The following is a 20,581-nucleotide window of genomic DNA, read 5'->3' on the forward strand; positions in this document are numbered from 1 at the left end:
TAGCAAGTTGGAACCACCCCTTCCCATCCCGAACAGGACCGTGAAACAACTTCGCGCCGATGATAGTGCGGATCCCCGTGTGAAAGTAGGTCATCGTCAGGCTCTTATTAGACCAACCCCCAGTACGGAGACCGTGCTGGGGGTTCGGCGTTTGGGGATTTAAATATTCCCTCTGCTTGCGATACGATTGACGTTTACGTGAACGTCATACGCATCGGCGATCAGGAGGCGACCAGATGGCACATACCTATACCATTGGCGATCTGGCCAGGGAATTCGATCTCACCACTCGCGCCATTCGCTTCTATGAAGACATGGGTCTGCTGACGCCGGCGCGTACCGGGGCGGGTGGGCGCAGCCGTGTGTACAGCGCACGTGATCGAACACGACTGCGCCTGACCTTGCGCGCCAAGCGCCTGGGGTTGTCGTTGACCGAAGCCAAGGAAATCATTGATCTGTACGACAGCCCGCGCGACACCGGCGTGCAGTTGCACAAGTTCTTGCAGGTGCTGGGTGCGCACCGCCATCAGTTGGAGTCGCAGATGCTCGATCTGCAGGCCAACCTGGACGAGGTGCTGGCACATGAACATGAGGCGCGGCAATTGTTGGCGCAGATGGAAGCACGGAATGCGCAAAGTCATGGATAATTGACGTTTACGTAAACGTAATCAATCGGCTTTCGCCTACTTTTCACCAGGAGACATTCCATGAGCTCTTCCACGTCCTTGCCAGGCCTGAACTTTCAGTTGGGTGAAGACATTGACGCGCTGCGCGACGCGGTACGCGAGTTCGCCCAGGCGGAAATTGCGCCGCGGGCGGCCGAGATCGATCGCGACGATCAGTTCCCGATGGATGTGTGGCGCAAGCTTGGTGATCTGGGGGTGCTGGGCATCACGGTGTCCGAGCAGTACGGCGGTGCTGACATGGGCTATTTGGCCCATATGGTTGCAATGGAGGAAATCTCGCGCGCCAGCGCTTCGGTGGGCCTGTCCTATGGGGCACACAGCAATCTGTGCGTGAACCAGATAAACCGCAACGGCAGCGCAGCGCAGAAGGCCAAGTACCTGCCCAAGCTGATCAGCGGTGAGCATGTAGGTGCGCTGGCGATGAGTGAGCCGGGTGCGGGTTCGGATGTGATCAGCATGAAGTTGCGCGCCGAGGACAAGGGCGGCTACTACCTGCTCAATGGCACCAAGATGTGGATTACCAACGGGCCGGATGCCGACACGCTGGTGGTCTATGCCAAGAGCGAGCCCGAGCTGGGCGCTCGCGGCGTGACGGCCTTCCTGATCGAGAAGGGCATGAAGGGTTTCTCGGTCGCACAAAAGCTCGACAAGCTGGGCATGCGCGGCAGCCACACGGGCGAGCTGGTGTTCGAGAACGTCGAGGTGCCGCTGGAGAACGTGCTGGGCCAGGTCAATGGCGGCGCCAAGGTGCTGATGAGCGGGCTGGACTATGAGCGCGCAGTGCTCACCGGCGGGCCACTCGGCATCATGCAGGCGGTAATGGACAACGTCGTGCCCTATATCCACGACCGCAAGCAGTTTGGCCAGAGCATTGGCGAGTTCCAGCTCATCCAGGGCAAGGTGGCCGACATGTATACCGTGCTGCAGGCAGCGCGCAGCTTCGCCTACACGGTGGCCAAGAACCTGGACACGCTGGGCAGCGACCATGTGCGTCAAGTGCGCAAGGATTGCGCCAGCGTGATTCTGTGGTGCGCCGAGAAAGCCACCTGGATGGCGGGTGAGGGCGTGCAGATCTTTGGTGGCAACGGCTACATCAACGAATACCCGTTGGGCCGCCTGTGGCGTGACGCCAAGCTGTACGAGATCGGCGCCGGCACCAGCGAGATCAGGCGCATGCTGATCGGCCGCGAGCTGTTTGCCGAGACCTGCTGACGCAGCGAGCTGCTGGCCGGTGCGTGGCGCGGTGCGGCAGCCCATCCAACCGATTCAGGGGTGCACTAGCGCCCCGGACGGGGGCAATGGCGCTCCTGCCCAACTTACCAGCAAAGGAAGACCATGCCGACAGATTCAATCGCCAAGCTTTTCGAGAACAACAAGGAATGGGCAAAAAGCATGGAGCGCGAGCGCCCCGGTTTTTTCACCAAGCTCACGGAGCAGCAAAACCCTAAATACATGTGGATTGGCTGCTCCGACAGCCGCGTGCCAGCCAATCAGATCAGCGGGCTGGAGCCGGGCGAGGTGTTCGTGCACCGCAATATTGCCAACGTCGTCGTTCCCAGCGACCTCAATTGTCTGTCCACCATCCAGTACGCGATCGACCAACTCAAGGTCGAACACCTGATGGTCGTTGGCCACTATGGCTGCGGCGGTGTGTTGGCCGCGCTCGAAGAGATGCGTGTGGGCCTGTCGGACAACTGGATCCGCCATGTGAAGGACGTGCGCGAAAAGCACTACATGCTGATCAAAAACACGCCGGTGCAGCACCGCCACGACGTGCTGTGTGAGCTCAACGTGATCCACCAGGTCATGAATGTGGCGCAAAGTACCGTGATGCAAGACGCCTGGGCGCGTGGCCAGAAGGTCACGCTGCATGGCTGGTGCTACCGCCTGAGCAATGGCCTGATCACCGACCTGGAGATGACGCTGCCTGGCTCGGGCGGGCTGTTCGACGTGCACCAGCAGGCGATCGAGCAGGTCGGGTCGCGCCAGCGCGACTGATTGGCGCGAGGGTTGCGCGGTGACGGTTCGGCAAGGTGGCGCCATGTTCCCGCAGCAGCTCGATGCCCCCCAGGCCTGGCAGATCGCCCAGGCCATGCGCGATGGCTTCAACCGCCATTACCGGCTGTTCCATGCCGAATCGGCACGCGCCAAACATCGTTTCGAGACGGCGGACTGGCACGGCCAGCAGCGCGCGCAGCGCGAGCGCATTGCCTTCTACGACCTGCGCGTCAAGGAATGCGTGCGCCGCCTGGACAAGGAGTTCGGCGCGGCCGGCCTGCCCATGCCGGTGTGGCACCAGGTCAAGCTGCACTACATCGGCCTGCTGGTCAACCACCTGCAGCCCGAGCTGGCCGAGACCTTCTTCAACTCGGTGACGACGCGGTTGCTGCACCGCACCCACTACCGCAACGATTTTCTCTTCGTGCGCCCGGCGGTCAGCACCGAATACCTGGAGAGCGACGACCCCGCCGTCCGGCCCACGTTCCGCGTCTACTACCCCACGCCGGATGGCCTGGCCGTGACGCTTGAACGCATCGTGCTGGACATGGCGCTGCATTGCGACTTTCAGGATCTGGCGCGCGATGTGGGCTGGGTGGCGCAGGCGCTGGCCGCGCAGCTGGGCGGCGCCAAATGGCGCAGCAATCTCCAGTTCCAGGTGCTCAGCAGCCTGTTCTTTCGCAACAAGGGCGCTTATGTGATCGGGCGGCTGATCAATGGTGAGCAGCAGCTGCCGATGGCGCTGCCGCTGCTGCATGGCGACGACGGCAGGCTGTTCATCGACGCGGCGCTGTTCGGCGAGTCCGACCTGCAGCAGCTGTTCAGCTTCTCGCGCGCCTACTGCATGGTCGACATGGAGGTGCCCAGCGCCTATGTGCAGTTTCTGCACCGGCTGATGCCGCGCAAGCCGCGCTGGGAGCTGTACACAGCGTTGGGCCTGGCCAAGCAGGGCAAGACGCTGTTCTACCGCGACTTCCTGCACCACCTGCGCCACAGCAGCGACCAGTTGCGCGTCGCGCCGGGCATCAAGGGCATGGTCATGCTGGTGTTCGACCTGCCGAGCTTCCCCTATGTGTTCAAGCTGATCAAGGATCGTTTTCCGGCGCCCAAGGACATCACGCGCGAGCAGGTCAAGGCCAAGTACCAGCTGGTCAAGCAGCACGACCGCGTCGGGCGCATGGCCGACACGCTGGAATACAGCCAGGTGGCGTTCCCGCGCGAGCGCTTCTCCGATGCGCTGCTGGACGAGATCCGTCAGCACGCGCCCAGCCAGCTGGAGCTGACCGAGCCCGACGCCGACGGCCGCCAGGAGGTCGTGATCCGCCATCTCTACATCGAGCAGCGCATGCTGCCGCTGAACATCCACCTGCAGGAATGCCTGGACGCCGGCCTGGAGCGCCCGGCGGTGCAGCGGGCGCTGGAGCGCACCGTGGTCGAATACGGCAATGCGATCAAGGATTTGGTCGCGGCCAATATCTTTCCAGGCGATATGCTGTGGAAGAACTTCGGCCTCTCGCGCTATGGCCGGGTGGTGTTCTACGACTACGACGAAATCGAATATCTGACCGACTGCCAGTTCCGCAGCGTGCCGCCGGCGCGCAACGAAGAGGATGAATTCAGCAGCGAGGTCTGGTACCCGGTCGGGCCGCGCGACGTGTTTCCCGAGACCTTTGCGCCGTTCCTGCTGGGCCACCCGGCGGTGCGCGAGGCCTTCATGCGCCACCATGCCGACCTGCTGGACGTGACGTTCTGGCAGTCGCACAAGGAGCGCATCCAGGCCGGCCATTGGTACGACGTCTTTCCCTACGACAGCCAGCGGCGCTTTGCCGCCGGTGCCGCTTTTCCCACTGATACAGGAGATTGAAATGAGCACGATCCACAACAACGACCCCATCGTCATCGTCGGCGCCGCGCGCACCCCCATGGGTGCGTTCCAGGGCGCGTTCAGCGAGCTGGCCGCGCACGACCTGGGCGGCGCCGCCATCAAGGCGGCGGTTGCGCGCGCTGGCGTTGCGCCCGAGAAGGTCGACGAAGTGCTGTTCGGCAACTGCCTGATGGCCGGCCAGGGCCAGGCGCCGGCGCGCCAGGCGGGCTTCAAGGGCGGGCTGCCGCGCAGCACCGGCGCGGTGACGCTGTCCAAGATGTGCGGCGCGGGCATGGAGGCAACCATCCTGGCGCACGACCAGCTGGTGGCCGGCAGCCGCGACGTGATGGTCAGCGGTGGCATGGAGAACATGACCGCCGCGCCCTACCTGCTCAAGAAGGGCCGCGGCGGCTACCGCATGGGCCACGACAAAATCTTCGACCACATGATGCTCGACGGGCTGGAGGACGCCTACGAGGCAGGCCGCTCCATGGGCACTTTTGGCGAGGACTGCGCGGCCAAATACCGGTTCACGCGCGAGCAGCAGGACCAGTTCGCGATCGCCAGCGTGCAGCGCGCGCAGCAGGCCATCCAGAGCGGCGCGTTCAAGGACGAGATCACGCCGGTCAGCTTCCAGACCCGCAAGGGCGAGGTCACCGTCGACCAGGACGAAGGCCCGCTGAAGATCCGCCTGGACAAGATCCCCACGCTCAAGCCCGCGTTCAAGAAGGACGGCACCATCACCGCCGCCGCCAGCTCCAGCATCAACGACGGCGCCGCGGCGCTGGTGCTGATGCGCCAGTCCACCGCGAAGGAGCTGGGCTGCACGCCGCTGGCGCGCATCGTCGCCCACGCCACGCACGCGCAGGAGCCCGACTGGTTCACCACGGCGCCCATCGGCGCGACCGAGAAGGTGCTGAAAAAGGCCGGTTGGCAGGTCGCGGACGTCGACTTGTGGGAGATCAACGAGGCTTTCGCCGTCGTTCCGATGGCGTTGATGCATGACCTCAAGGTGCCACACGACAAGGTCAACGTGCACGGCGGCGCCTGCGCGCTGGGTCACCCCATCGGCGCCAGCGGCGCGCGCATCCTGGTCACGCTGATCTACGCGTTGCGCCAGCAGGGCAAGAAGAAGGGCCTGGCCACGCTGTGCATCGGCGGCGGCGAGGCGACGGCCATGGCCATCGAACTGCTGTAATTCCTGCAACCCTGGCCGCCAGCACGCCCCAGGCGGCGCGCTGGCGGCGCACACGTAAAGGCAAGCCATGCTTCTGAGCCAAGACCAGCAGATGATCCGCGACGCGGTGCGCGACTTCGTGCGCGAGCAAATAGCGCCGCACGCCGCGCGCTGGGACAAGGAACACCACTTTCCGCGCGAGGTGCACCAGGGCCTGGCGCAGCTGGGCGCCTACGGCATTTGCGTGCCCGAGGCCTATGGCGGCGCCGGGCTCGACTACCTCACCCTGGCGCTGGTGCTCGAAGAAATCGCCGCTGGCGACGGCGGCACCAGTACGGCGATCAGCGTTACCAACTGTCCGGTCAATGCCATTTTGATGCGCTACGGCAACGAGGCGCAAAAGCAGCGCTGGCTGGCGCCGCTGGCCAGCGGAGCCATGCTGGGCGCGTTCTGCCTGACCGAGCCGCACGTCGGCTCGGACGCGTCGGCGCTGCGCACCACGGCGGCCCGCGATGGCGACGATTACGTGATCAACGGCGTCAAGCAGTTCATCACCAGCGGCAAGAACGGGCAGGTGGCCATCGTCATCGCGGTGACCGACAAGGCCGCGGGCAAGAAGGGCATCAGCGCCTTCATCGTGCCGACCGACACGCCCGGCTACGTCGTCGCACGGCTCGAAGACAAGCTGGGCCAGCACAGCAGCGACACGGCGCAGATCAACTTCGACAACTGCCGCATCCCGGCAGAGAACCTGATCGGGCAAGAGGGCGAGGGCTACCGCATCGCGTTGTCGGCGCTGGAGGGCGGGCGTATCGGCATTGCCGCGCAAAGCGTGGGCATGGCGCGCGCCGCGTTCGACTGCGCGCTGCAATACAGCAAGGAGCGCGAGAGCTTTGGCGTGCCCATCTTCAACCACCAGGCCGTGGGCCACCGCCTGGCCGACTGCGCCACGCAGATCGAGGCGGCGCGCCAGCTCATCTGGCACGCTGCCATCCTGCGCGACGCGGGCCAGCCCTGCCTGAAGGAGGCCGCGATGGCCAAGCTGTTCGCCAGCGAGATGGCTGAGCGCGTGTGCTCGGCCGCCATCCAGACGCTGGGCGGCTACGGCGTGGTCAGCGACTTCCCCGTCGAGCGCATCTACCGCGACGTGCGCGTCTGCCAGATCTACGAGGGCACGAGCGACGTGCAGAAAATCATCATCGGGCGGGCGCTGGCGTAAGCTGACGGCCTGCAAATTTCAGGAGGACGCACATGCTGCAACGCCGACGACTTCATCTGGCCACCCTGGGCCTGCTGCCGCTGCTGGCCTGGCGCCAGGCGCAGGCCCTGTCGCTGGCCGGGATTTCCAATGCCGACGCCGCCAGCGGCGTGAAGGCCGCACTCAAGCGGGGCGCCGAAGTAGCCGTCGACCTGCTGGGCCGCGACAACGGCTTTCTGGGCAACCCGCTGGTGCACATCGGCCTGCCCGGCCAGCTCGACGAAGCGGCCAAGCTGCTGCGCAAGTTTGGCCAGGGCAAGCGCATCGACGAGCTGGAGGCGACGATGAACCACGCCGCCGAGCAGGCCGTGCCCGCCGGCAAGCAGGTGCTGGTCGATGCGGTGCAGTCGATGACCGTGACCGACGCCAAGGGTATTCTTACCGGCGGCGACACCAGCGTGACCGACTTTTTCGCCAACAAGACGCGCAGCCCGCTGTCCGAGCGCTTTCTGCCCATCGTCACTCAGACCACCAGCAAGCTGGGCCTGACCCAGCAGTACGACCAGCTGGCGGGCAAGGCCGCGGCGTTCGGCCTGCTCAAAACGGAAGACGCCAACCTGGCGCAATACGTCACCGGCAAGACGCTGGACGGCCTGTACCTGGTGATCGGCCAGGAGGAAAAGAAAATCCGCCAGGATCCGGTTGGCACCGGCAGCGACATTTTGCGCAAGGTGTTCGGGGCCGGCTGATGGTCGCAGCACCAGCCCCGGGTGGCAGGCCATGCCCCTGTGGCCGGCTGGACGGGCGCGGTCGGCCGCTGGTCTTTGCCGCCTGCTGCGGCCGCTACATCGGCCACGCGGATTGCCCCGCGCCCGACGCCGAAAGCCTGATGCGCTCGCGTTACAGCGCCTATGTGCTCGGCGACGCTGCGTATCTGCAGGCCACCTGGCATGCGCGCACCCGCCCGCCGACGATGGACGCCAATGCCGCCGGAGCACGCTGGCTGGGCCTGCAGGTGCATGACGCGCGCGGCACTGGCGAGCAGACCGCCGAGGTGGAGTTCACCGCCCGATGGCGCGACGCTTCGGGGCGCGGCCAGCGCATGCGTGAGCGCAGCCGCTTTGTGCAGGAGCAGGGACGCTGGTATTACGTCGACGGCGACGTGGCGTGAGCCGGCGTCATTCCCACGACATCGCGCCAATGTCGTGGGCGAAGATGGGGTAGTTCATCCACACGCCGCGTAGCCCCTTGCGCACCACGGTGCCGATCTGCGGCGTGAAGATCCAGGCGTTGGCGGCGGTCTCGGCCAGGCGGCGCTGCATCTGCGCCCACAGCCGTTGGCGCTCGCGCGGGCTGGGCGTGCGGTCGTGCTGCTGCACCAGGGAGCGAAACACCGGGTCGTCGACGCCGAAGTAGTAGCTGGGGTCGGTGTAGATGCGGTAGTCCAGCGGCTCGACGTGGTTGATCAGCGTCATGTCGAAGTCGCCCTTGAACGGCCCGTCCAGCCAGGTCTTCCAGTCCAGGCGCTGCAGCGGCGCGTCGATGCCCACGTCGGCCAGATTGGCTGCCAGGCGGTCGCCGCCGCTCAGCGCATAGGGCGCGGGCGGCAGGGCCAGGTTCAGCCGCAGCGGCGTGCGCACGCCTGCCTCGCGCAGCAGCGCGCGAGCACGCGCCGGGTCATAGGGCAGCAGGCTGTCCAGGTGCAGAAAGCCGGGGTCGGTCGGCGCAAAGTGGCTGCCAATGGCGCTGCCGCGCCCGTCCAGCACCTCGCGGATGAAGCCCTCGCGGTCGATGGCGTGGGTGATCGCCTGGCGCACCCGCACGTCATTGAGCGGCGCGCGCCGGTGGTTGAGCGCCAGCATGCCCTTGCCGCAGGAATGGCCGATCAGCACCTGGTAGTGGCGATCGTCCTGAAAGCGGCGCACCACGCGGGTGGCGAACTGGAACAGCAGGTCGACCTCTCCGGCGGCCAGCGCCGCCTCCTGCTCGGCCGGGTCGGCAATGAAGCGAAACGTCGCCTGCGCCAGCGGTGCGTGCTGCGCCGGGTGCCAGCTGCCGGTGCGTGTCAGCACCACGCCGCCCAGCGCGCTCCATTGCGCCAGCCGGTAGGGGCCGGTGCCCACCGGGCGCGTCGCGGCGTGCGCGGCGCTGTCGGGGTGGAGGATGCAGGCCGTTGCCTCGCCCAGGCGAAACGGCAGGTCGGGATCGCGATGGTGGAGCGTCAACACCACCGTGTGTTCGTCGGGCGTGGCGATGGTGGCGATGTTGTCGAACACCGCACGGCGCGCCTTGTTGGTCGAGCCCGGTGCTGCACAACGCTCGAAACTGGCGCGCACCACCTGCGCGGTCAACGGCTTGCCGTCGTGAAAGCGCACGCCGCGGCGCAGGTCGAAGCGCCAGCTGCGCTGGTCGGGCGACAGGCTCCAGCTACGCGCCAGCAGCGGCGCCACCTGGCCGTCTTCCTCGATGCGCGTCAGGCCCTCGAAAATGTTGTAGTGGCTCACCTCGCCCACCGCTGATGCGGCCGCCATGGTCGGATCGAGGCTGTCGGGTGCCAGCGACAGGCTCAGCACCACGGCGTTGCGCCCGGCCGCGCCCGCCATGCCGGGCAACGCCGCAAACGACAGCGCCGCGGCCTGGCGCAGGCAGTCGCGGCGTGACGGTGCGTGGGCGAATCGGTCCGGGTGTGCGGGCATGGCGAGGGGCTGGAGCGCGGTTGTGCGATAGTAACGGAAATGCTTTGATACAAGTTCACATGCCCAGCACGACCGAAATCCGCATACCCGTCGCAGTGCCCCGGCGCTGGTGGTTCACGCCCGTGGCGCTGGGTCTGCTGCTGGCCGTGGTCGGCACACTGCTGTGGTGGTTCACGCAGCAGCGCGAGCAGCACTACCGCCACCAGATCGAAGCCAGCCTGAACGCGATCAACCAGCTGCAGATCCACGGCATTGCCGATTGGCGCAGCCGCCGCCTGGGCGATGCTCAGGCGCTGACCGACGATGCGCTGCTGGCGCATACCGTCGCCCAGTGGCTGCGCCCGCCGCAGGCAGGGCGGGGGCCACAGGAGCTGCAGGAACAGATTGCGCAGCGCCTGCGCTCGCTGGTCGAGCATTTGCAGTACAGCAAGGTGGCGCTGGTCGACCCGCAGGGCCGGGTGCTGCTGGCGGCGCCGCAGCAGGACATGCCGGCGCTGCAGGCCGGCGACCTTGCAGCACTGGCCGAGGCGCTGAGCACCGCGCTGCCGCAGGAGCTGGGGCTGCAGCAGGTGCAGGGGCAGAGCACGACGTTTTTCAGCGTCATCGCGCCGCTGTTCGACGGCGAGCAGCCGCTGGGCGCGCTGTGGCTGATGGTCGACGCGCGCAGCACGCTGTACCCGCTGCTGCAGACCTGGCCCAACAACAGCCGCAGCGCCGAGTCGCTGCTGGTGCGCCGAGGCCGCGACGCGGTCACCGTGCTCAGCCCGCTGCGCCACCGCAGCGACGCGCCGCTCTCCCTGCGCCTGGCGCTGCAGGACGGGGGCGATGGAGCCGAAGAGAACGACACCACGGTGGCGCTGGCCGTCGCCGGCGGGCGCGGCACGCTGTATGGGCGCGATTACCGCGGGCACGACGTGCTGGCCACGGCCGGCGCGGTGCCGGGCAGCGACTGGCTTTTGATCTCCAAGATAGACACCGCAGAGGCCTTCAGCGACGCGCGCTGGCGCCAGTGGCTGGCGCTGGGGTTGCTGGCCAGCCTGGCCGTGATCGCGCTGGGCGGCCTGTTCGTCGTCTGGCAGTGGCGCGCCTGGCAGCGCGAGCGCATGCTCAAGCAGACGCTGCAGCAGCAGATGCACTGGCTGGAGGCGGCGCAAAAGGCGGCGTCCATCGGCTACTTTCTGTACGACCGCAAGCGCCGCTGCTACCAGCTGTCGCGCATGAGCGCGGATATCTTCGGGTTTGCACCGCAACAGTCCGTCAGCCTGAAGCAGTGGATCGCCGTGCTGGAGCCGCAGGAGCGCGAGCACATTCTGCAGGAGCACGAACAGACGTTGAAAGGGCTCAAGCCCCTGCGGCTGCAGTACCGCATCCGCCGCGCCAGCGACGGCGCGCAGCGCTGGGTCGAGGCGTGGTGCGAGTTTCCCGAGGACGGCGCCGGCGCGGGCGTCGCGATGATGGGCACGGTGCAGGACATCACCGAGCGCAAGCGCGACGAGGCCGAGTTGCAGGCTTACCGTCAGCAGCTGGAAACACGCGTGCGCACCGATGCGCTTACCCAGGTGGCCAACCGCATGGCGCTGGACGAGGCCATTGCCCGCGAATGGGCGCGCGCGCAGCGCGGCGGCACCACGCTGGCGCTGCTGATGGTCGACATCGACGCGTTCAAGGCCTTCAACGATCACTACGGCCACCTGGCCGGCGACCAGTGCCTGCAGGCCGTGGCCGGCGCGCTGGCTGGCTGCGTGGCGCGTTCGGGCGACCTGGTGGCGCGCTATGGCGGCGAGGAATTCGCCGTGCTGCTGCCCGGCGCCGATGCCGCCCAGGCCTGCGCGGTCGCACAGCGCCTGTTGCTGGCGGTGCGTGCGCTGGATCTGGCGCATGCGGGCGCCGGCAACGCCCAGCGACGGGTCAGCATCAGCGTGGGCGTGACCAGCGTCGACGTGCAGCAGCTGTGCTTTGTGCTGCGCGGGCGGCCCGTGGCCGGGCTCGGCCCGTCGTGGGTGCCGGGCGAGGACTGCCTGGAGCTGCTGCGCCAGGCAGACGCCGCGCTCTACCAGGCCAAGCAGCGCGGGCGCGACCAGTGGGTGCTCTACGGCCCCGACTGCGACGCGTCGCTCAGCGACCGAACCACCCGCCCATCGATGGACGGCAAACCATGACTTTTGACGCGATTTTGTTTGACTGCGACGGCGTGCTCGTCGACAGCGAACCGATTACCAACGGCGTGCTGTGCGAGATGCTCAACGAGGCCGGCTGGGCGCTGCCCCGCGCCGAGTGCATGCGTATCTTCATCGGCAAGACGGTGCGCAGCGAGGCCGCGCGCATCGCGCGCGAGACCGGCCGCCCGTTCACCGAGGAATGGCTGGCGCAGTTCTACGCCCGCCGCGACGCCCGCCTGCGCCGCGAGCTGCAGGCCATAGACGGCGCGCTTGGCGCCGTGCGCGCCGTGCATGCGCGTCTGGATGGGCGCATTGCCTGCGCCTCGGGCGCCGATCGGGCCAAGGTGGTGATGCAGTTGGAGATGGCCGGCATGGCGCCGTACTTTGGAGCGCGCGTCTTCAGCGGTCACGACCTGCCGGCCACCAAGCCCGCGCCCGACGTCTACCTGGCCGCCGCGGCCGCCGTGGGCGTGGCGCCGGCACGCTGCCTGGTCGTTGAAGACACGGTGACGGGCGTGACTGCCGGCGTGGCTGCTGGCGCCACGGTGCTGGGATTCAGCCCCGAGCAGCCCACCGGCCATGCCCCCGCCGAGGCGCTGCTGGCCGCCGGCGCCGTGCGGGTGCTGCGCCACATGAGCGAGCTGCCCGCCTGGGTGGGTGGCTGATTTCATTCTCAGAGGGTGAGAGGAAATCGGCCATGCCCGAAAGGCGTGCCAAAACGCTGCCAATCGAGGCGCAAAACGCAGCCATAGCGCGGGCTATGGCGAGTATTTGCAACGAAGAGTGGCGGTGTTTTGGCGTGCAAAGCGGGCATGGGGGATTGCCTCTCACCCTCAGACTCCTTCCCCCTTTGGGGCTGAGGGCTGCGGCTCCAGTTCCGCTAGTGCGGAACTGGACAGCTCGAAGAGCGGCAGCGTCTCGCTGCCAGCGCCGAGGCAGGGATGGGGGCCAGTGCGCCAGCGACGTGCCGACGTAGACGCGCGCGCGTTGCTGGCCCCCACCCCAACCCTCCCCCAAAGGGGGAGGGAGTAAGAGTGGCATCTGACGCGCGCTTCCAATCAAGTATGGAAATGCAATGGGCTTGGTCTTTGCCGCACCCACGAAAAAGCCCCGCAGAGCGGGGCTTGTCTTCAGGCAGGACGGCTTGTGGCCGCTGTGTCATCAGAAGTTGTGGCGGATGCCCATGGCGACCGAGCGGAAGTCGTCGCCGGCGCTGCCGGTCAGATAATCAGCATTGGCCTTGTTGTTGACCTTGGTGTAGAAGGCGTAGACCTTGGTGCGCTTGCTCAGGTTGTAGTTGTAGCCCAGCGTCCACTGCGTGGCGGCCGAGTCGCTGATCTTGCTCCACGAGCCGGCGCGGCCGACGTTGACGTGGAACTCGGAGGCGTTCAGCACATACATACCCGACAGGCGGTAATTGTTGCGCGTGCCGGCGCCGGTCACGGGAACGAGTTTGTTATCGTCCTTGTTGCGCTGGTAGTAGGCACCGACGGTGAACTGGCCAAAGGTGTACAGACCGCGCAGGCCGACCTGGTAGTTGCTGTCGACGTAGCTGTAGCCGGCGCCCAGGTGCAGCGGGCCGTTGTTGTAGTTGGCGGCCAGGTCGTAGCCGTTCTTGTTGTTGGTGCCAGCCTCGCGCTCGTGCAGATTCATGGCTGCATCAACTACGAAACCACCGAAGTTGGGCGTGCGGTAGCCGATCTTGTTCTTGGTGCTCAGGCCGCCAAACCACACCGGGTCGTAGTACAGCGCATCGGCCGAGGTGCCGGTGTCGTGGTTGTGCATGCTGACGTAGTCGGCCGTGGCGTAGTACGACTCGGGCGTGAAGTTGCCCAGGCGCACCATACCGAAGCCACCCGACAGGTTCACTTCGCTCTGGCGGGCAAAGGTCAGGCTGCCGTTGGCCGGGCCGTGCGTCCAGGCGCTGCCGGAGCCATCGTCGGAGTTGAAGCCGCTCTCCAATTGGAAGCCGGCCTTCAGGCCGCCGCCCAGGTCTTCGCTGCCCAGCAGGCCAAAGCGCGACGAGTTGTTCTGCAGGACGTTCACGCTGGACGCGCCGGTGACCTTCTGGTTTTCAACGCTGGTGTTCACGCGGCCATACAGGGTGACGCTGCTTTGCGCCATAACGGCGCCGGAGCCCAGCAGGGCCATTGCGGCCAGGGCGATGCGGGTGGTTTTTTGCATGGAATGTCCTTTGAGGTATTGCTTGTCGCTGTGCTCGTGGCTGCGACTGGCGGATAGTGTAGAGGGAGCATGGTCAAAAAGCGTCAGCTGGCGTGCGGCGCCGCGGCGATTCGATGCGTACACGCAACACTTTGTACGTTTGGCGGTTTGCGAAGTAATGGCGCCTAAGGATTACCCTTGGTTTCCGGATGGCTGGCAGCTCGGCTCGCGCCGGGCCTGACGGTGACCTGACGGCCGTCCAACAGGGGCTGACTCGGAGCTGATGCAGGGCTGACAAACTCAGTAATAACCCTGGAGAAAATTTTCTCCTTATAAAAAACAGGGCAGAAATCACCAAAAAATCGTCTCGAAAATCGGGTTGCACGCGTAAGCCATCGGTCAGACGCGCTTCACAGAATCCGCCGGCGTGTGCAGTGCAACATGGCTGCAGCCCTTTTGATTCCAACAGGAGACGACAGATGACGACCGACCCGGTGGTTGAAAGAATTCAACGCCATCCAAAGTACCAGGAGCTGCGCGCCAAGCGCAACCCGCTGGGGGTGGTGCTGACGATTGCGATGCTTGTCGTGTATTACGGCTATGTCGCGCTGATCGCGTTCGACAAGGAGTTCCTGGCCCAGCCTATCGGCGACGGCGTGACCACGCTGGGCATTCCGATCGGCATGGGGGTGATCGTCTTCACGGTCGCCATCACCGTGTACTACGTGCGTGTGGCGAACAAGAAGTTCGACGCGCTGACCGAAGAGCTGCTCAAGGACGTCCAGAAATGAACCGCAATCGACTTTTTGCCGGCGTGCTGGCAAGCCTGGCGCTGGCCGGCACGGGCGCGGCCTACGCCGCTGGCGCCGACATGGGCCAGGTGGCCAAGCAGGCGACCAACTGGACGGCCATCATCATGTTTGCCGTTTTTGTGGCCGCCACGCTGTGGATCACCAAGTGGGCCGCCTCGCGCACCCGCTCGGCGGCCGATTTCTACACCGCCGGCGGCGGCATCACAGGCTTTCAGAACGGCCTGGCCATTGCCGGCGACTACATGTCGGCGGCGTCCTTTCTGGGCATCTCCGCGGCCGTGATGGCTACCGGCTACGACGGGCTGATCTATTCCATCGGCTTTCTCGTCGGCTGGCCCATCATCACCTTCCTGATGGCCGACCGGCTGCGCAACCTGGGCAAGTTCACCTTTGCCGACGTGGTGGGCTACCGCTTCAAGCAAGGGCCGATCCGCGTGTTCGCGGCGTCAGGCACGCTGATCGTCGTGGCCTTCTACCTGATTGCGCAAATGGTGGGTGCGGGCCAGCTGATCAAGCTGCTGTTCGGCCTGGAGTACTGGATTGCCGTGGTGCTCGTGGGCGCGCTGATGATGGTCTACGTGCTGTTTGGCGGCATGACGGCCACCACCTGGGTGCAGATCATCAAGGCCTGCCTGCTGCTGGCGGGCGTCACCTTCATGGCCTTCATGGTGCTGGCCAACTACGGCTTCAGCCCCGAGGCGCTGTTTGCCAAGGGCGTCGAGGTGCGCACGCAGATTGCCGCCAGCTCCGGCGCGTCGCCCGAGGAGGCGGCCGCCAAGGGCCTGTCCATCATGGGCCCGGGCGGCTTCATCAAGGATCCGATCTCGGCCATCTCGTTCGGCATGGCGCTGATGTTCGGCACCGCCGGCCTGCCGCACATCCTGATGCGCTTCTTCACCGTGCCCAACGCCAAGGAGGCGCGCAAGTCCGTGGGCTGGGCGTCGGTGTGGATCGGCTACTTCTACGTGCTGATCTTCATCATCGGCTTTGGCGCCATCACCATGGTGCTCACCAACCCCGAAATGGCCGACACGGCCAAGGGCGTGATCCTGGGCGGCGCGGGCACGGCCAACATGGCGGCGGTGCTGGTGGCCAAGAGCGTGGGCGGCGACGTGTTCTACGGCTTCATCTCGGCCGTGGCGTTTGCCACCATCCTGGCCGTCGTTGCCGGCCTGACGCTGTCGGGCGCCTCGGCCGTCTCGCACGACCTGTATTCGACCGTACTCAAGGGCGGCAAGGCCGACAGCGCCGCCGAACTGCGCGTCTCGCGCATCACCACGCTGACGCTGGGCGTGATCGCGGTGATCCTGGGGATCGCGTTCGAGAAGCAGAACATCGCCTTCATGGTGTCGCTGGCCTTCGCGATCGCCGCCTCGGCCAACTTTCCGGCGCTGATCCTGTCGATTCTGTGGAAGGGCTGCACCACGCGCGGCGCGGTGACTGGCGGCTTCCTGGGCCTGATCTCGTCGCTGGGCCTGACTATCGTCTCGCCCTCGGTGTGGGAAGCCACGCTGGGCAATCCGGCCGGCTCGTCGCTGTTCCCCTACACCTCGCCCGCGCTGTTCTCCATGACCATCGGCTTCGTCGGCGTGTGGTTCTTCTCGGTTATCGACAAGAGCGCGCGTGCCGGCCAGGAGCGCGAGGCTTTTGCCGCGCAGCAGGTGCGCGCCGAGACGGGCCTGGGCGCGACCAAGGCGTCGTCGCATTGATATAAGAGGGATGGGAGCGCAGCTCCCCAAAGCCGGGCCCTGCGCCCGGCTTTTTTGTGCGCGTGAAAACCATCGCGGCGAGGGCGCCGCTCCTACCCTGAAGCAGAGCATGTGTTGGGGCGTGGGAGGCCTGGGAGTGCCGGCGCCTCGCCGGCGCTGATCGCGGCGAGGGCGCCGCTCCTATTGTGGGTGCAACCTGCGCTGGGGGGGTGTAGGAGGCCAGCCCTCTGGCCGATGGATTCGCTCACTGCGCCAGCAGATGGCGCAGCTTGATGAAGGCCATCGCGGCCATCACCGCGTCGTTGAGCGCGTCGTGCGCGTGGCGCTCGGGCAGCTGCAGATCGTGCATCAGCGTGGCAAAGCGCAGGTCGATGGTGGGCGCCTGCTGCTGCCAGGGCGGCAGCTGGCGGAACTTCCAGTCGTAGTACAGCGCCGAGACTTCGATGCATTGCTGGGGCAGCGCCAGGCCCAGCAGCGGGCGGATGGCGCGGCCCAGCATGGCGACGTCGAATTCCAGGTAGTAGCCCACCAGCGGGCGGCTGCCGATGAAGTGCAGCAGCCTGTCCATGGCCTCGTCCTGCGGCAGGCCGGCGGCCAGGTCGCGGCTGCGCAGGCGGTGGATGCGCACGCTGTCGGCGCTGACGCCCTTGTCCGGGCGGACCAGGAGCTCCAGCCGCTCGCTGGTCAGGATGCGCTGGCCGACGATGCGCACCGCGCCCACCGAGATGATTTGATCCACGCGTGGATTCAGTCCGGTGGTCTCGCAATCGAGTGCCACCCATTCGCCCTCGGGCGGCGCGTCGAATACGAAGGCGTAGCGCGCGTCGCGCAGCTGGCGGCGCTGCCACTGGCGGCGCCAGCCCTGGGCCACGGTGGTGATCGGGTTCATGCCGCGTCCAGGCGCAGGCGCTGGTGCAGCACCACCTTGAAGCGCTTGACCACCGACAGCGCATCCTTGAGCAGGTCGCGCTCCAGGCTGCGCAGCCGCGTGGGGTCGACCTGGCCGGTCACCGCGCGCTGGGTCTGCAGCTCGGCCAGGCCGGCCTGCAGGCGCAGCTGCATCAGAAAGTGCAGGCTTTGCAGCAGCTCCTGGCCGATCTGCGCGTCGAGCACGCCGGCTTCGGTCAGCGCGGCCAGGCGCTCTGCCGTGGAGGTGGCGGCGATGCGCTGCGCCAGCGCCAGGCTGCGCACGCCGTGCACGATGGGGAAAATGCCGGCCTTCTTCAGGTTGATCGGCGCGTCGTCGTGCAGGCCCAGCAGCCGGTTCCACCAGCCACCGGGGTTGCCGAAGGCGTCGATGGCCAGCGCAAAGCGCGCCACCAGCGCGTCGTTGCTGCCGCCGTCGAGCGCCTGGCGGCGCAGCGGCGCCAGCAGCTGCGGGTCGCCGGCGACGGCGTGCGCGTCCAGAAAAATCGCCAGCTGCATCAGCTGCTCGCCGCCGGGCTCGTGCAGCCAGGCGCGTATGCGCTCGCCCCACTGGGCTTGCGTGCCGCGCCAGGCGGCGTTGCGCACCATGATGCCGCCGGGGCATTCGGGGTAGCCAAAGCGCGTGAGCGTGTCCGAGAAGCGGTCGCACAGCGCCTGCAGCCCGGGCGGCGGCGCGTAGCCGTCGCGCAGCACCAGGCCGTTGTCCTGGTCGGTCTTGAGCAGCTGCTCGCCGCGGCCCTCGCTGCCCATCACGAACAGGCAGCTGTTGGCCAGCAGCGCGGGCGGCGCAATCATCTGCCAGGCGCGCTCGAACAGGCGCGCGTTGAGCTGCTGCACCAGCTGCGCCATCAGCGCCACGCGCGTGCCGCTGTGGTGCAGCGCGGCAATCAGGCGCGTGACCTGGGCCGCGGCGTCGGCCAGGCCGTCCAGGTCGCGCGCCTGCTCGATGTGCACCGTGATCAGGTGCGACTGGTTGGCCAGAAAGCTGAACAGATCCAGCGCCTCCAGAATGCCCAGCACCCGGCCGTCGTCGCCCAGCACCGCCAGGCGGTGCACGCGCACGCGCAGCAACAGCGCCATGGCGTCGCCCAGCTGGTCGCTGGCGCGCACGGTGATCAGGGGGTGGCTGGCCAGCTCGCCGACGGTGATCTGCGCCAGCGGCCGGCCGTCCAGGATGGCGCGCTGCAGCGTGGTGTTGGAGAAGATGCCCAGCCCCTCGCGGCCGCCCGGCAGGCCGCTGACCAGCACGCTGGTGGTGCGCTGCTGCTGGAACAGGCGCACGACGGAGACGATGTCGGTGCCCGCGTCCACCACGTGCGCCGGGCGCAGAAAAGCCTGGTCCACGCGCGCGAGCATCAACGACTGCGCCTCGTGCTGCTCGGCGCGCTGCGCCAGCGTGCTGAGCTTGTGCCCCAGGTCGGAGAACAGCAGCGCGCCGAACGCGGTGTTGCGCGCGATCAGCTCCTTGACCGTGGTGCGCGCCAGTTGATAGGCGACCAGCTCCTCGGTGACCACGAAGCGGCTGCTGGCGCGCCCGGAGACCAGCGCGCGGCCGTCGAAGGTGTCCTCCGGCCCGTAGGTGGCCAGCACCTCGTCGCCGTCGGCCTGCGTGACGAAGCCCTTGATGACGACGAACAGGTGCTGCGGCGCGTCGCCCACGTCCAGCACCACCGCGCCCTCGGGGTAGTAGGCAATGTCGACGCTGGCGCGCACCAACGCCTGCTCGTCGGCGCTCAGGCAGTCAAAGGGCGAGGCGGAAAAATTGAAGGCGTTGGGCATGGGCGACTCTCCTGCTTGTGCATTGAAGACGCCCCGGCTTGCATCAGGCTTGCAGCCGGCTGATCACGCCGTCGCCGGCGGGCTCTGCGCGACGATGCTGCGCAGCATCGGCAGGCTGTCCAGTCCCCACAGCAGCTGGCCGTCGACGTGGAAGCTGGGCACGCCGAATACGCCCTCGGCCAGCGCGGCGTCGGTGTTGGAGCGCAGCAGCTGGCGCGCCGTGGCCTCGTCGCAGCGCAGCTGGGGCTGCAGCTCGGAGCGCAGGGCTTCAAGCCGCTCGGGCGCCAGCGCATCGTGGCCGCCCAGCCAGACATGGCGCAGCACCGCGCCGGCGACGAAGCGGTTGACGTGGCCGTCCTCGCTGCACTGCAACGCCAGGCGCAGCAGCGGCAGCGGGTCGAAGGGGTGGACTGCCGGCCAGTCCAGCCCCATGCCCAGGTGCTGCCCCAGCCAGCCGCAGTGGCGGCGCAGCCACTGCGCCTTGGCCGGCACCGCCAGCGGCCCGGGGTTGCCGTGCGACTTGAGCAGCGCGCCCAGCAGCACCGGGCGCCAGCGCACATGCCAGCTCAGTCCTTCGAGTTGGCGTGGCAGGTCGGCAAACGCCAGCCAGGCGTAGGGCGAGATGAAGTCGATGGTGGCAGTGACGTGTTTCATGCACTCTCCAGGGACGTGGGCAGCGCCAGGCCGGCGCGTTGCAATGCGCGCGCCCAGATGGCGCGCTGCGCGGCCGGCTCGGCACCGCGCCAGGCGCGCAGTTCGTCGAGCGTGCGAAAACAGCCCACGCAGTGGCTGCGGTCTTGCGTCATGCGGCAGACCGACACGCAGGGCGAGGGCAGGGGAGCTGCGCCATCGCAGTCAAACGCGCCGCTGGTCGCGACTTCGTGTGCGCGCTGCGCCAGCGCCTGGGCGGCGCTCACGGCGTGCCGTCCTGCACCACGTCGGCCAGCGGCGCGCCGGTGAGCCGTTCCAGATCCTGGGGCTTGAGCTGAAACACGCCATGCGGATGGCCGGCAGCGGCCCAGATCACGTCAAAGCGCAGCAGCTCGCGGTCGATCAGCGTGACCGGCGCGCTGGCGTGCGCCACCGGCGAGACGCCGCCGATGGTGAAGCCGGTCGCCGCCTTGACGAAATCGGCGTCGGCCCGGCCGGTCTTGCCGACGATGGCGTCGACCTTTTTCTCGTCGACGCGCCGGTCGCCCGAGGTGATGACCAGCACCGCGGCATCGTCGCTCTTGCGCCGGAAGATGATGCTCTTGGCAATCTGGCCCAACTGCACGCCCAGCATGTCGGCCGCCTGCTGCGCAGTGCGCGCGCTGCCGTCGAGAAGAATGGGTGCATGCGGATGGCCGGCGGCCGCCAGCGACTGGGCGACGCGCTGCATGCCTTCGGGAAGAGTGGTTGTCGTTGTCATGA

Annotated in this window: 19 protein-coding genes and 1 rRNA gene; 13 read left to right on the forward strand and 7 right to left on the reverse strand. The window is 67.1% G+C overall.

Annotated elements, in window-relative coordinates; all coding sequences use genetic code 11:
* From rrf to ABD767_RS09395, 9 genes are all read left to right on the forward strand, one after another.
* Nucleotides 1–102 (forward strand): 5S ribosomal RNA (gene rrf / locus ABD767_RS09355); the annotation flags it as partial.
* A 134-nt stretch (nucleotides 103–236) separates the two neighbouring features.
* Nucleotides 237–647 (forward strand): MerR family transcriptional regulator, encoded by a 411-nt coding sequence (locus ABD767_RS09360; protein WP_103046130.1) that lies wholly within the window; start codon nucleotides 237–239, stop codon nucleotides 645–647.
* 60 nt (nucleotides 648–707) lie between these two features.
* Nucleotides 708–1,898 carry an acyl-CoA dehydrogenase family protein gene (locus tag ABD767_RS09365; RefSeq protein ID WP_103046131.1) on the forward strand — a complete coding sequence of 397 codons (1,191 nt, stop codon included), beginning with the start codon at nucleotides 708–710 and terminating at the stop codon, nucleotides 1,896–1,898.
* 123 nt (nucleotides 1,899–2,021) lie between these two features.
* Nucleotides 2,022–2,684 carry a carbonate dehydratase gene (gene can, locus ABD767_RS09370; RefSeq protein ID WP_103046132.1) on the forward strand — a complete coding sequence of 221 codons (663 nt, stop codon included), beginning with the start codon at nucleotides 2,022–2,024 and terminating at the stop codon, nucleotides 2,682–2,684.
* Nucleotides 2,685–2,727: 43 nt separating this feature from the next.
* Nucleotides 2,728–4,548, forward strand: coding sequence for a bifunctional isocitrate dehydrogenase kinase/phosphatase (aceK, locus tag ABD767_RS09375; protein WP_103046133.1), 1,821 nt, complete (start codon nucleotides 2,728–2,730; stop codon nucleotides 4,546–4,548).
* Between the two features lies 1 nt (nucleotide 4,549).
* On the forward strand, nucleotides 4,550–5,746 hold the full coding sequence (locus ABD767_RS09380) for an acetyl-CoA C-acyltransferase (RefSeq protein WP_103046134.1): 1,197 nt from the start codon (nucleotides 4,550–4,552) through the stop codon (nucleotides 5,744–5,746).
* A gap of 67 nt (nucleotides 5,747–5,813) precedes the next feature.
* The gene (locus tag ABD767_RS09385) at nucleotides 5,814–6,944 is read left to right on the forward strand and encodes an acyl-CoA dehydrogenase family protein (protein ID WP_103046135.1); all 1,131 of its coding nucleotides are present in this window, start codon (nucleotides 5,814–5,816) and stop codon (nucleotides 6,942–6,944) included.
* A 35-nt stretch (nucleotides 6,945–6,979) separates the two neighbouring features.
* Nucleotides 6,980–7,672: a DUF4197 domain-containing protein gene (locus ABD767_RS09390; protein WP_425549910.1), complete on the forward strand. Its 693-nt coding sequence runs from the start codon at nucleotides 6,980–6,982 to the stop codon at nucleotides 7,670–7,672.
* A complete protein-coding gene (locus tag ABD767_RS09395) occupies nucleotides 7,672–8,094 on the forward strand; it encodes a YchJ family metal-binding protein (RefSeq protein ID WP_103046137.1) in 423 nt (140 codons plus the stop codon). Before ABD767_RS09390 ends, ABD767_RS09395 begins: the two co-directional genes overlap by 1 nt.
* A gap of 7 nt (nucleotides 8,095–8,101) precedes the next feature.
* On the opposite strand, the gene ABD767_RS09400 is transcribed toward ABD767_RS09395, so the two are convergent.
* The gene (locus ABD767_RS09400; RefSeq protein WP_103046138.1) at nucleotides 8,102–9,619 is read right to left on the reverse strand and encodes an ABC transporter substrate-binding protein; all 1,518 of its coding nucleotides are present in this window, start codon (nucleotides 9,617–9,619) and stop codon (nucleotides 8,102–8,104) included.
* A gap of 59 nt (nucleotides 9,620–9,678) precedes the next feature.
* Here ABD767_RS09400 and ABD767_RS09405 point away from each other — a divergent pair, with 59 nt between their 5' ends.
* Together ABD767_RS09405 and ABD767_RS09410 are read left to right on the forward strand one after the other, a co-directional pair.
* Nucleotides 9,679–11,778: a diguanylate cyclase domain-containing protein gene (locus ABD767_RS09405; RefSeq protein WP_103046139.1), complete on the forward strand. Its 2,100-nt coding sequence runs from the start codon at nucleotides 9,679–9,681 to the stop codon at nucleotides 11,776–11,778.
* On the forward strand, nucleotides 11,775–12,443 hold the full coding sequence (locus tag ABD767_RS09410) for an HAD-IA family hydrolase (protein WP_103046140.1): 669 nt from the start codon (nucleotides 11,775–11,777) through the stop codon (nucleotides 12,441–12,443). Before ABD767_RS09405 ends, ABD767_RS09410 begins: the two co-directional genes overlap by 4 nt.
* Nucleotides 12,444–12,939: 496 nt before the next feature.
* On the opposite strand, the gene ABD767_RS09415 is transcribed toward ABD767_RS09410, so the two are convergent.
* The gene (locus tag ABD767_RS09415) at nucleotides 12,940–13,962 is read right to left on the reverse strand and encodes a porin (RefSeq protein ID WP_103044100.1); all 1,023 of its coding nucleotides are present in this window, start codon (nucleotides 13,960–13,962) and stop codon (nucleotides 12,940–12,942) included.
* Nucleotides 13,963–14,420: 458 nt separating this feature from the next.
* On the opposite strand from ABD767_RS09415, the gene ABD767_RS09420 reads away from it, so the two are divergent.
* Complete coding sequence (locus ABD767_RS09420; protein ID WP_103044099.1) at nucleotides 14,421–14,732, forward strand: DUF485 domain-containing protein; 312 nt, start codon at nucleotides 14,421–14,423, stop codon at nucleotides 14,730–14,732.
* Entirely contained in the window at nucleotides 14,729–16,462 is a 1,734-nt protein-coding gene (locus tag ABD767_RS09425; protein ID WP_103044098.1) for a cation/acetate symporter ActP, read from the forward strand. Before ABD767_RS09420 ends, ABD767_RS09425 begins: the two co-directional genes overlap by 4 nt.
* A 244-nt stretch (nucleotides 16,463–16,706) precedes the next feature.
* Here ABD767_RS09425 and ABD767_RS09430 read toward each other — a convergent pair whose 3' ends face one another.
* From ABD767_RS09430 to ABD767_RS09450, 5 genes are all read right to left on the reverse strand, one after another.
* Entirely contained in the window at nucleotides 16,707–17,351 is a 645-nt protein-coding gene (locus ABD767_RS09430) for a 3'-5' exonuclease (protein WP_103044097.1), read from the reverse strand.
* Nucleotides 17,348–19,168, reverse strand: coding sequence for a DUF294 nucleotidyltransferase-like domain-containing protein (locus ABD767_RS09435; protein ID WP_103044096.1), 1,821 nt, complete (start codon nucleotides 19,166–19,168; stop codon nucleotides 17,348–17,350). The genes ABD767_RS09430 and ABD767_RS09435 overlap by 4 nt, the downstream gene beginning before the upstream one ends.
* A gap of 63 nt (nucleotides 19,169–19,231) precedes the next feature.
* Nucleotides 19,232–19,822, reverse strand: a complete 591-nt coding sequence (locus ABD767_RS09440) for a DsbA family protein (RefSeq protein WP_103044095.1) — start codon at nucleotides 19,820–19,822, stop codon at nucleotides 19,232–19,234.
* Nucleotides 19,819–20,085 (reverse strand): DUF1289 domain-containing protein, encoded by a 267-nt coding sequence (locus tag ABD767_RS09445; RefSeq protein WP_103044094.1) that lies wholly within the window; start codon nucleotides 20,083–20,085, stop codon nucleotides 19,819–19,821. Before ABD767_RS09445 ends, ABD767_RS09440 begins: the two co-directional genes overlap by 4 nt.
* The gene (locus ABD767_RS09450; protein ID WP_103044093.1) at nucleotides 20,082–20,579 is read right to left on the reverse strand and encodes a YbaK/EbsC family protein; all 498 of its coding nucleotides are present in this window, start codon (nucleotides 20,577–20,579) and stop codon (nucleotides 20,082–20,084) included. Before ABD767_RS09450 ends, ABD767_RS09445 begins: the two co-directional genes overlap by 4 nt.
* Between the last annotated feature and the right edge of the window lie 2 nt (nucleotides 20,580–20,581).

This window comes from Comamonas faecalis, assembly GCF_039538025.1.
Lineage (GTDB): Bacteria > Pseudomonadota > Gammaproteobacteria > Burkholderiales > Burkholderiaceae_C > Comamonas_C > Comamonas_C faecalis.